The sequence below is a fragment of the Oleiphilus sp. HI0128 genome (genome assembly GCF_001635365.1).
This window is the reverse complement of record NZ_LWGG01001030.1, coordinates 1-10,234: the sequence shown is the minus strand read 5'-3', so window position 1 is coordinate 10,234 and position 10,234 is coordinate 1. Positions and strand designations below refer to the sequence as shown.

Genomic DNA, 10,234 nt, shown 5'->3' with positions numbered 1-10,234 from the left:
TCATACATTTCTGGTGGCAGTTCTTTAACGGCTCGCTCTTTTCTATCGAAGAGCTAAGAGCACTGATGCCACATTTTGAAGGCTATTACTTGTGGGAAAGAAGCTTTGTGCTGCCTGATTTAATTCTGGCCTTTGGTATGCTAGTTTCTGCCCTGCCTTTGTGGTGCAACCAATGGATGCAAAAGGGCCGAGTACTCGCAGCAGCCTGCGCCGGTGCGGCACTGTTCCTGGGGTTACTGGATTTGAGTTATGGTTTTTCGAGTGGTCTCTACCGCTTAGACCACCGTTTTGCAGGTGTCGTATTAGAAGCCGGCTTATCGATCACGGCAGTTGGCCTCTTAGGTCTAATCATTTTACTTTTTAGCCCCCAACAAGCTCGACCAGATTAAGCATCTGCTTCTAGCGACTCCTTCAGTAGTATCGTCTTCAATATATCGGGGTGGGTAACGATCCCGACAATCTGTTGATTCTCGAATACCGCTATCGCGTCCAAGCCATACTCCAACAAAGCTGGTGCTAAGTCTTCTACCTGAGTTTCTGGGTGGGTTGATAACAACGATTCGTGACAGAAGGCGTTTAGCGAGCTTTTCTGCATTTCCTCGAGGTTACCACCCTGTGGGCTCATTAGAAAAGGGACGATCTTTTTATCAGATAGCATTCCGCAATATTTCTGTTCCTCATCAAGAATGACCAGGTGATGTATTTCATACTTCTGCATAATACGCCAGGCATCTTCGAGCGTCTTATCTTTGCTGATACTCAGTACCGGCGAGCTCATAATATTCTTCACTCTCCCCAAAGGGCTTCGGGCGGGCTTAACTTCTTGGTAGGCAGAAATCGCTTTCTGCTGGCTTGCACTCGGCTCCAGGGGTTTCTGCTTTGACTTTTGACGATGATCTTTAAAATCTTCGGGGTCGGTTTCAGCTTTAGAATGAACTTTCTGTATTTCAGTCAGTTCATCCGTTGGAGGAATATCACGCACCCTAAACTTACGGTCTAGTGGTGTAACGAGCCCTGTCCTTACATCGTGTACAAAAAATACGGCCATGCTGTCATGTCACCTTCATATTGGAATTCTAAGCTTATATGAATATAAATCGGCCGTTGACCTACATCAATGAGCTTTTTTTTGTAGCGCGCTATTCTGGCGTTGACTTGTAGCATAGTAGGAGTAGTGAAAATGTCTTCACATCATGAGCAAATTGAGAAATTTGCAAAGAAATTAGAAGAATGGGATTACAAAATCGACCGCATGGAGCACAGGGTAAAGGACTTGCCTGACGAGCTACGATCAATCGCACAAAATAAATATCAAAAACTGCTAGATTATCGTTCAGGACTGAAAGAAAAAGAGGAACAGCTTGTCGCGTCCTCAGAGCATGCAGTGCATGAAATTGAGAAATCCGTCGAAGAGGTCTGGGATACATTCGGACTATTATTCAAAGACGTAGAGATGGAAGTCGAAGTCGAAGGCACCTGAGCTGGTCAGAAGGTTCCAAAAAGTACGCTAGTTAGTTGAGTAAGCCGTAATACATTGTTCATTGTGTATTGCGGCTTTTTGCTTTCTGTTATACGTTTTTGATCATATTCGATGACAGGTTTGCTTCACAATACTCGCCCTGCCTGAATGTGACTCACCGCGGACTAGCGCGGAAAGCTGCCCCCATTCTTGCTAATCCATTCCTGAGAGGCCTGATTCCAGGTCACTCGCTTACCCAACTGTTCCTGCAAGTCTTTTCGATACTCGGCAATATGACATACCTGTTCGATCATACGAACTTTAAAGGCGTCATCATTGTCGAGAAACTCTACGCCCAGCTCGTATGGGCTGCCTTGCTTGTCACTTTGCTCTCGGCACCAACGAATAATTGCATTGACCTTAAATACCGGCTTAACCGAAGGTATTTTCAGCTTCACCACAGTATCTTTGAAAAATGAAACATTGGAATCAAAAGACAGACCACCCTGGCTGATATTATTAATCTCCAGATTGAGCTGCTCGCGCGTACTCAAAGGCGTAACCTGTATACCAACCTTGGACGGGTGGCGAATATAAGCTCGTGGTGCGGGTGTATTCATCGCTGCGGTACATCTCTTAGGCTAAGTACAAAATGCTAGCTGCTAACAATATGGATCGAAGTGAGACTTTTGTCACTTTTTTATAAGATGAAAAAGATTAATTTTTTGGAAGGTACACGGCCACCCAAGAAAAGGCTATAAGCCGACAATCTATTAGTCGTTTTTGATCTCAGTTAAGGTGTTTTCTTCTTCCATTACAGCCCGTTCTGCTTTGGATATATAGCGAGGTTTATCATTCTTCTTAGGCGCCAGTTTGGCATTTGCCTTCTTAAGTTTTTTCTTGAGGATGGAGTTCAGCTTCTTTTTACGATTCATCAAATCTGGCCTTTAACGATAGATAGGGGGATTCTAGTCGTTAGGAAAGCTTGGTGGAAGCTTGGTGGAAGCTTATATACCCAAAACAATGGATTACCTCCTAAGCGGACGGGCGCTATTGGAGTAAGAGTATTTAGCTAAATACTGTCACATACTCTGCAGCACTTCTTACGGCAAATAGCAGCTCTGGTGGCAAGTCATCGAGATCCAGGCTATCCATCAGGTTTTTGATCTCAAGACCCAGATCAGTGTCACCCTCAATCACCAAGTCACGCTGGAAGAACAGCGTATCCGGGTCTTCTTTTTGGGCCGCGAGCAAAATAAAGCTACGCAAACTACCGCGAATACAAACGTCCGTCTGCGCATCCTTCTGCATTAATATCTCGTTTCGAGGACCACAACTAAAGAACCAATTGATATCCGCATCGCTAATCTCGATTTTTAGCCAACGCTGTTTAAGAAAATCCATGTCACCTTGATCCAAGGCTGACTTAAAGGCCGCTTTCAGCACTCTTTTTAGCACTAAACTTTGCAGGCCAAAAGGCATATGGCGAACAGGTTTGACCAAAGTCAAAGGTAATTTTGGAAGCAGAGTTCTCGGGCTCGACAATAGCATTGTAGCTTCGCTCCTTAAAACGAGATTAGCGAACAGATATTAAAGGAAACTATATCCCGGCAAGTTGGTACATAAAATACCCACCAATAGGGATAGTGACTAGCCGGGGGATTCTTCACAATGGTCAGACGTATTATTTCGAGTATTTCTTTATGGATTTGGTCTGTCCGGCTGGCAGTTTACCAGCCTTTAAAAAAGCGGTAGATAGTGGTGCCAGTGCCGTCTATGTAGGATTTAAAGACGAAACTAATGCACGTCACTTCTCAGGCTTAAACTTCAAAGAAGAAAAGGTCTCACAAGCCTTAGCTTATGCGCGATCCAAAGGCGTTAAGTTATATATCGCGGTGAATACCTATGCCCAGCCCGAAGGTTGGAGTAAATGGCAACGAGCCGTTGATGTAGCCGCCGATATTCAGGCCGATGCGCTAATTTGTGCTGATATGGGGGTGCTGGATTACGCCACCCAAAAGCACCCCAATCTAAACCTGCACTTGTCGGTTCAGGGCTCTGGCACAAATGCTGAGTCACTAAGTTTCTACAAGCGCAATTTCAATGTTCGCCGCGCTGTGCTGCCACGCGTCTTATCACTCAAGCAGGTGGCGCAAGTTGCTAAGAAGTCGCCTATCGAATTAGAAGTCTTTGCCTTTGGTTCCTTATGCATTATGGCTGAAGGGCGCTGCTATTTATCTTCATACCTAACCGACCAATCACCCAATACTTGCGGTGCCTGTTCGCCTGCAAGCTTTGTTCGCTGGGAAGAAACAGAAGACGGCCTGGAGTCACGTTTGAACAATGTGCTAATTGACCGTTATCAGGAAGATGAAAAAGCAGGTTACCCAACCTTGTGTAAAGGCCGATTTGAAGTGGAAGGCCGTCTCTACAATGCACTCGAAGAACCAACAAGCTTGAACACAATTGGCTTAATTCCTGACTTAACAGAGATCGGCATCAAGGCTGTAAAAATTGAGGGTCGACAACGCAGCCCGGCTTATGTTGAACAGGTTGTCTCGGTTTGGCGCAAAGCTTTAGACAGCTATCAGCGCGACCCGGATAACTTTAAAGTGAAACCCCAATGGAGCAAGCCACTCGATAAAGTCTCTGAAGGCTCGCAAACCACTTTGGGCGCTTATACGCGCGCCTGGCAATAAACCCCGCAGATTTAGGGAGTAATATGATGAAATTATCACTAGGCCCAAACCTGTTTTTTTGGCCAAAACAGCGCGTTTATGACTTCTACCAAGAGATGCTCGACAGCCCTGTCGATGTTATTTATTTAGGCGAGACGGTGTGTTCTAAGCGCCGAGAATTAAAAACTGCTGAATGGCTAGAGCTAGCCAAGGAACTATCGGAATCAGGTAAAGAAGTCGTAATTTCCAGTCTGGCGTTATTAATGGCAGATTCTGAATTAAGCACCTTAAAGAATATTTGTGAAAACGCCCCGGTTCAAGTTGAAGCGAACGATATCTCTGCAGTGCAATTACTATCGCGCAAAGGAGTACCCTTTGTCTGTGGTCCTAGCACCAATATCTACAATGCACGCACTTTATCGATTATGGTCAGAAACGGTGCTCGACGTTGGGTTATGCCGGTTGAGCTCTCGGGCCATTGCTTACAAACCATTCACGACGAGGCAAGTGATCTTGGTATCCGTGAGAAGATTGAAACCGAAGTCTTCAGCTATGGCCATCTTCCTCTCGCTTACTCCGCGCGGTGTTTTACCGCACGTTACCTGGACTTACCCAAGGATGATTGTCGCTTTAGCTGCATTCACTACCCGGAAGGGCTAGAAGTAAAGAGTCAGGAGCAACAGGCCCTATTTAATATTAACGGCATCCAAACGCAGTCTTCGTCGGTTTATAACCTGCTTGCACAGGTGCCTGAAATGAAAAAATTCGATGTTGATGTCTTGCGCTTAAGCCCTCGTGCTGAGGGTATGAGTGACATCATTCGTCGCTTCCGTGATGCGCTTGATGGCCAGTCGAGTGAAATTGCGCTGAGCGATCAGGATTGCAACGGTTATTGGTTTGGCAAGCCGGGTATGGATATGCAATCAAGTCAAATGGTTTAAGTTGTGAGTGTTGTGGCTGGAAGGCCTTATCTTTCATTTGGCCAGTATATGCAACAGCGCCATGGCGAGCATGTCCATAAGCTCTCTCTCAACGCTTCCTTTACTTGTCCTAATCGAGACGGTAGCAAAGGTATTGGTGGCTGCACCTTTTGTAATAACGCATCCTTCAGCCCCAACGCCAAAGCGCCAGACTCAATTGAGTCACAAATAGCACGCGGCAAAGCGGTGATCGCCAAGCGTACCGGAGCCAAGAAATTTCTTGGCTACTTTCAGGCCTATACCAACACCTATGATGAGGCCGAAAACCTAAAGCGCTTGTATGATCGTGCTTTAGCGGTCGACGACGTCATTGGCTTGTCGATAGGGACTCGCCCTGACTGTGTTCCCGATGAGGTGCTCGAACTGCTCTTGGCTTATCAGGAGCAAGGCTATGAAATATGGTTGGAATTAGGACTACAAAGCGCTAATGATGAGTCACTCCTGCGGGTCAACCGTGGTCATGGCTGGATGGAATATGAAGATACTTGTCGGCGTGCTCGCGATATGGGGATAAAAGTATGTACGCATTTAATAGTGGGGCTTCCTGGCGAAGCAGCCCTTGATAGCCTGAAGTCCTTAGATAAAGTCTTGGCACTGGGAACAGATGGAATCAAGTTCCATCCGCTTCATATTGTAAAAGGAACGCAGCTAGCACGAGAATGGAAGAAAGGTTTGTATGAACCTGTCGCTGAGCAAGCGTATATCGATACCGTGGTCAAAATGCTTGAGCGCCTTCCTAAAAACGTAATCGTTCACCGGCTAACCGGAACAGCCTCGCAAGACATTCTGCTTGCCCCACAGTGGTGTGGGAAGAAGTGGCAAATACTCAATGCCATCAATGATCGGCTCAGTTAATGTGAGTCAAGGTGTTCTAGCAAGCGCCTTGCGGCTTCCTTAAACTCGGTATCCGGAAAGTTCTCGTCAATATAGTGCAAGAATGCACGTGCTTTTTCCGGTGTCTTGGACTTCGAAAGAATAGTCTTAGCGGCTAGTAAATATAACTTCGCCAATTCCGGGCACGAGTCAAATCGTTGGTGCGCTTCACGTGCTAACCAAAGCACCAGTTTATACTCTTTCATCTGATAAAACGCTTCAGCCAGATCGAGGCTCAGTTGAATATCGTGCACCAGGAACTTCTCTTGCTCATTGCGCAGCATTTCAAACAACTCATAAGCTGCCAACTTCTGCCCCCGACCCAGTAAGAGTTCAAAAAACAAGTGACTATGCTGTTCCAGGCGAACCAGGTCTCGGCGCTCTAGCAATAGCGTATACAGCTGATGGACTCTCAAGTCAGACCGCTTTCCCTTGCCTTTCATACTGTTTTCCAAAAGAGACAAGGCTTTGGAAAAGTCACCATCTTTGATCGCGATATCTAAGTCAGCATTGATTCGTTGTGAGCTGTCAGTTGGCGTATTGTCTTGTTCGCTCTCAAGCGCTTTGACACTGCTCACCGATGAAAAGAATTCATAACGCTTTAAGACGTAACCCAAAACCGCAAACAGGGCTATAACAAAATATGCCGTCAGCAGCACACAAACCGGAGCAAAAGCAAAGGAGGGTAATACAGGGTGAAGCAAATCTGCGATCACCAATACGCTCAAATAGCTCATCGCAAAAAATGCAATCAAGCTGACATAAGATAAGTGCATCTTTTTAATAATGCTCATCCAACTAGGTGGAGCAGATCCATGGCCGCCTTGCCGTTTATCGCTATACAGCAGCATAAGCAATACACTGGGCAGAATCGATAAAACAAGTAACGCGTAGGTTAGGGCAAGCCAGCCACTAACATAATTCAGTAAAAGTATGGGGGGCGCAAAGCAAACGATTAATAGTCCGGTAATAATCAGGCTCGTCTTAGCCTGTTTAAAATCTAAAGCCGAGGCAATTCCTGGCACCCCCCCATTAAATGAGCTTGAACCTGTCGTCGATGATAAGCGAGTCGCCTTACTATAGCTCCGCGCTACCTGCACAGAGAAGTTCACAAGCACTAGAGACAAGATACTAGCAAGTAGCAGGGCGAATATCGCATTTAAGTGCATCGCTAGTGCACTAAGGCCTAACAACAAGGAAAGCAACAAAGCGTCTGTTTTAAATGGCAGACCGAAAAAACGCTGTTGCATTGACCAAAATGGAGGCATCTCGTGACGCTTCTCAAGAAAAGACATGGGCTTTTTACAATGTGGGCACTTAGCCTTCTGCTGCCTTTCGTCACCATCGGGCATGCAAAGCTTATCGTAATGACGCTCGCATGACAGGCAATGCCAGATTGCCGGAGAAATCGGGTGATAATGACAATATTGTTTCACAGGGTGTTTATACCAACAGTATTAGCCGTTCAATAAAATTCGTCTGTAGCGCTTTATCAAGATCTACTGAGACTAAGAGATACTCTTTTTAGCTGAAATTTAGCATAATGCTCCACATCGCATTAAATATAGTTGTTTTAGCTGATGAATAACAGCCTAGACATTGCTTAGAATCTGGAGGAGAAAGAGTGGGTAGCACAGGTGAAAAGTCTAAAGAAGTTGCAAGGCAAGGGCGTTTATATGTCGTTTCAGCCCCTTCCGGAGCAGGGAAAACAAGCCTGGTAGCAGCCTTACTCGAAGCCGACTCAGGTATCGAAGTTTCAGTTTCTCATACCACTCGCCAGGCTCGTCCCGGGGAAGTCGATGGCGTTAATTATCACTTTGTCAGCATCCCCGAGTTTGAGCAGCTCATATCTGAATCTGGCTTTCTAGAGCATGCAAAAGTTTTCGATAACTACTACGGTACCTCCAAGACCTGGCTTGAGCAGCGTATGGCGCTTGGGCAAGACGTTATTCTTGAAATCGATTGGCAGGGTGCGCAGCAAGTAAGAGAACTGATGCCAGATACCGTGAGCATCTTTATCCTACCTCCATCTAAAGCCGCCTTGCGCGAACGCTTACAAGGGCGCGGCCAAGATAGTGAAGAAGTCATTGAGCGCCGCATGGCCGATGCAACCAGTGAAAGTAGCCATTATCATGAGTACGACTATCTGGTTATTAACGATCAATTTGGCGATGCATTAAGCGATCTATTGTCGATTTTTAAATCAAATCGGCTAGACACCGCCAGTCAAAGCGCGCAGCATGAAGAAATATTGACCGAGCTATTGTCTTCTTAGAGCGTTTTTCGTAGTATGTTCGGTCGTTTTTGGGTGGGACTGTAGTTCTGCCTTATTTATTGAGTAGTGCGTCTTTTCCAGAGGTGAAAATTTAATGGCTAGAGTGACCGTTGAAGATTGTTTAGATCACGTTGATAACCGTTTTGAATTGGTAATGGTTTCAACCAAGAGAGCCAGACAACTAGCAAATGGCGGCAAAGAGCCTTTCGTAGAGTGGGAAAATGACAAACCTACTGTTGTTGCCTTGCGTGAAATTGCAGAAGGTTTGATCAATGATGATGTGATCAAGCGCGAAGAGATTTCTTCTTAATCTGCTGAAAAATGAATAAATTATGTGGTTTTCTTGAGAATTACTCTTGAAAATCATCTGTTCTCACTTAAGATAGGTGAGAGCGCATAAAGCTGAATGGAAACGTTCGGCTTTTTTTTGCTTTAGAGCTTATCCCCCTCGTATTTTAAGGCACTCGTGTTTCTAGAAACATATTATTAAAGAACAGGCAGAACAGGCATTGATAGAATCACTCGAAGCGGCAGTCAGAACTTATCTGGATGACAACAAGGTCTCTATGATCTTGCAGGCTTTCGAGTGTGCTAAAGATGCACACGAAGGTCAGTACCGTCGAAGTGGCGACCCATACATCATCCATCCGGTAGCCGTTGCCAAGATCCTTGCTGGTTTGCACATGGATCACGAAACACTAATGGCCGCACTGCTTCACGATGTCATTGAAGACACCGAGGTTACCAAAGAAGAGTTAGCCGAGCAGTTTAATGATACTGTCGCTGACCTGGTCGATGGCGTAAGTAAACTGACGCAGATAGAGTTTAAGTCCAAAGCCGAAGCGCAGGCCCACAACTTCCAGAAAATGACCTTGGCGATGGCCAAAGATATTCGTGTCATTTTAGTCAAACTGGCAGACCGCCTGCACAATATGCGTACGCTGGGGCCTTTGCATGCCGAAAAGCGTCGACGCATTGCCACCGAGACCCTGGATATCTACGCGCCAATTGCCAACCGACTGGGCATCAACAGCATTCGGGTAGAGCTAGAAGACTTAGGCTTTGCCGCCATGTACCCGATGCGAGCCAAATATATTGGCCAGGCAGTGCAGAAGTTACGTGGCAATCACAATGAAATTCTTGCCGATATTCAACATTGCCTTGAAGATAAGCTCAAAGAACGCGGTATTAATGCTGAGATACTCGGTCGCGAGAAGCACCTGAACAGCATTTATAAAAAAATGAAATACCAGCATAAATCCTTCCATGAAATTATGGATGTTTATGCCTTTCGAATTATTACTGACTCTGAAGACGATTGTTATCGCGTGCTCGGAGCCGCCCACAGTTTATACAAGCCGCTGCCCTTTCGTTTTAAAGACTATATCGCCGTACCTAAAGCAAATGGCTACCAGTCTCTCCATACGACACTTTTCGGTATGCACGTTAATATCGAGATTCAGATTCGTACTAAGGATATGGAAGATTTGGCTGACTACGGTATTGCTGCACACTGGCAATATAAAGATGAGTCAGATCTCGCCTTGGCCAATCAGGCGCGTATTGATCGCTGGCTAAGCGGCCTGAAAGAACTTCGTGAACGAGCCGTTGACTCTATGGAGTTTATTGAGCACGTTAAGATCGACCTCTTCCCCGACGAGATCTATGTATTCACACCCAAAGGCGCGATTCTCGAATTACCTGCGGGGGCAACCCCAATCGACTTCGCCTATGCTATCCATACCGATATTGGTCATGCTTGTGTCGCCTGTCGCGTAAACAAACAACTTGCCCCCTTGAGCGTACCTCTACAAAGCGGGCAAACGGTTGAAGTAGTCACTGCCCCTAGCGCTAAACCAAGTAGGGCTTGGCTGAATATTGTCACAACCGGTAAAGCCAAGAGCAGCATAAGGCACTACTTGAAAGACCAACGCGAAGCCGAAAGCCTAGCGCTTGGTAAGAGCTTGCT

13 protein-coding genes are annotated in these 10,234 nt (G+C 46.0%); 8 read left to right on the top strand and 5 right to left on the bottom strand.

Annotated features, from left to right (window positions below; genetic code table 11):
- Positions 1-389: hypothetical protein (locus A3763_RS28805; RefSeq protein WP_197482949.1), on the top strand; the 389-nt coding region annotated here is incomplete at its 5' end.
- Here A3763_RS28805 and A3763_RS17585 read toward each other — a convergent pair.
- On the bottom strand, positions 386-1,048 hold the full coding sequence (locus A3763_RS17585; protein WP_068554771.1) for an HPP family protein: 663 nt from the start codon (positions 1,046-1,048) through the stop codon (positions 386-388). The genes A3763_RS28805 and A3763_RS17585 overlap by 4 nt on opposite strands.
- A 132-nt stretch (positions 1,049-1,180) precedes the next feature.
- Between A3763_RS17585 and A3763_RS17580 the strand changes: the two genes are divergently transcribed.
- Positions 1,181-1,480, top strand: coding sequence for a hypothetical protein (locus A3763_RS17580; protein ID WP_068506983.1), 300 nt, complete (start codon positions 1,181-1,183; stop codon positions 1,478-1,480).
- Between the two features lie 164 nt (positions 1,481-1,644).
- On the opposite strand, the gene A3763_RS17575 is transcribed toward A3763_RS17580, so the two are convergent.
- The 3 genes from A3763_RS17575 to A3763_RS17570 all read right to left on the bottom strand — a co-directional run bounded on the left by A3763_RS17575 (position 1,645) and on the right by A3763_RS17570 (position 3,010).
- Entirely contained in the window at positions 1,645-2,079 is a 435-nt protein-coding gene (locus tag A3763_RS17575; protein ID WP_068506981.1) for a PilZ domain-containing protein, read from the bottom strand.
- 153 nt (positions 2,080-2,232) lie between these two features.
- Positions 2,233-2,394, bottom strand: coding sequence for a DUF2986 domain-containing protein (locus A3763_RS27085; protein WP_082865452.1), 162 nt, complete (start codon positions 2,392-2,394; stop codon positions 2,233-2,235).
- A gap of 133 nt (positions 2,395-2,527) precedes the next feature.
- On the bottom strand, positions 2,528-3,010 hold the full coding sequence (locus A3763_RS17570; RefSeq protein WP_068506978.1) for an SCP2 domain-containing protein: 483 nt from the start codon (positions 3,008-3,010) through the stop codon (positions 2,528-2,530).
- A gap of 152 nt (positions 3,011-3,162) precedes the next feature.
- Here A3763_RS17570 and A3763_RS17565 point away from each other — a divergent pair, with 152 nt between their 5' ends.
- From A3763_RS17565 to A3763_RS17555, 3 genes are read left to right on the top strand one after another with little or no spacing between them, the layout of a single operon-like run.
- Positions 3,163-4,158: a peptidase U32 family protein gene (locus A3763_RS17565; RefSeq protein WP_068506974.1), complete on the top strand. Its 996-nt coding sequence runs from the start codon at positions 3,163-3,165 to the stop codon at positions 4,156-4,158.
- Positions 4,159-4,181: 23 nt separating this feature from the next.
- Positions 4,182-5,078, top strand: coding sequence for a U32 family peptidase (locus tag A3763_RS17560; protein WP_231872238.1), 897 nt, complete (start codon positions 4,182-4,184; stop codon positions 5,076-5,078).
- Between the two features lie 3 nt (positions 5,079-5,081).
- Entirely contained in the window at positions 5,082-5,972 is an 891-nt protein-coding gene (locus A3763_RS17555) for a TIGR01212 family radical SAM protein (RefSeq protein ID WP_082865453.1), read from the top strand.
- Here A3763_RS17555 and A3763_RS17550 read toward each other — a convergent pair.
- Positions 5,969-7,426, bottom strand: a complete 1,458-nt coding sequence (locus tag A3763_RS17550; RefSeq protein WP_156490714.1) for a hypothetical protein — start codon at positions 7,424-7,426, stop codon at positions 5,969-5,971. The genes A3763_RS17555 and A3763_RS17550 overlap by 4 nt on opposite strands.
- Positions 7,427-7,614: 188 nt before the next feature.
- Between A3763_RS17550 and gmk the strand changes: the two genes are divergently transcribed.
- The 3 genes from gmk to A3763_RS17535 all read left to right on the top strand — a co-directional run.
- On the top strand, positions 7,615-8,265 hold the full coding sequence (gene gmk, locus A3763_RS17545; protein WP_068508644.1) for a guanylate kinase: 651 nt from the start codon (positions 7,615-7,617) through the stop codon (positions 8,263-8,265).
- Positions 8,266-8,359: 94 nt separating this feature from the next.
- Entirely contained in the window at positions 8,360-8,575 is a 216-nt protein-coding gene (gene rpoZ, locus A3763_RS17540) for a DNA-directed RNA polymerase subunit omega (protein ID WP_068508646.1), read from the top strand.
- 199 nt (positions 8,576-8,774) lie between these two features.
- Positions 8,775-10,234, top strand: a 1,460-nt coding sequence (locus A3763_RS17535; protein ID WP_304440825.1) for a bifunctional (p)ppGpp synthetase/guanosine-3',5'-bis(diphosphate) 3'-pyrophosphohydrolase, incomplete at its 3' end; no start/stop codon positions are given.

Excerpts from the sequence above, each read along its gene's own strand:
- A3763_RS17580 (WP_068506983.1), top strand. The coding sequence starts at position 1,181 with ATGTCTTCACATCATGAGCAAATTGAGAAATTTGCAAAGAAATTAGAA.
- rpoZ (WP_068508646.1), top strand. The coding sequence starts at position 8,360 with ATGGCTAGAGTGACCGTTGAAGATTGTTTAGATCACGTTGATAACCGT.
- A3763_RS27085 (WP_082865452.1), bottom strand. The coding sequence starts at position 2,394 with ATGAATCGTAAAAAGAAGCTGAACTCCATCCTCAAGAAAAAACTTAAG.
- A3763_RS17575 (WP_068506981.1), bottom strand. The coding sequence starts at position 2,079 with ATGAATACACCCGCACCACGAGCTTATATTCGCCACCCGTCCAAGGTT.
- A3763_RS17570 (WP_068506978.1), bottom strand. The coding sequence starts at position 3,010 with ATGCTATTGTCGAGCCCGAGAACTCTGCTTCCAAAATTACCTTTGACT.
- A3763_RS17585 (WP_068554771.1), bottom strand. The coding sequence starts at position 1,048 with ATGGCCGTATTTTTTGTACACGATGTAAGGACAGGGCTCGTTACACCA.
- A3763_RS17565 (WP_068506974.1), top strand. The coding sequence starts at position 3,163 with ATGGATTTGGTCTGTCCGGCTGGCAGTTTACCAGCCTTTAAAAAAGCG.
- A3763_RS17560 (WP_231872238.1), top strand. The coding sequence starts at position 4,182 with ATGATGAAATTATCACTAGGCCCAAACCTGTTTTTTTGGCCAAAACAG.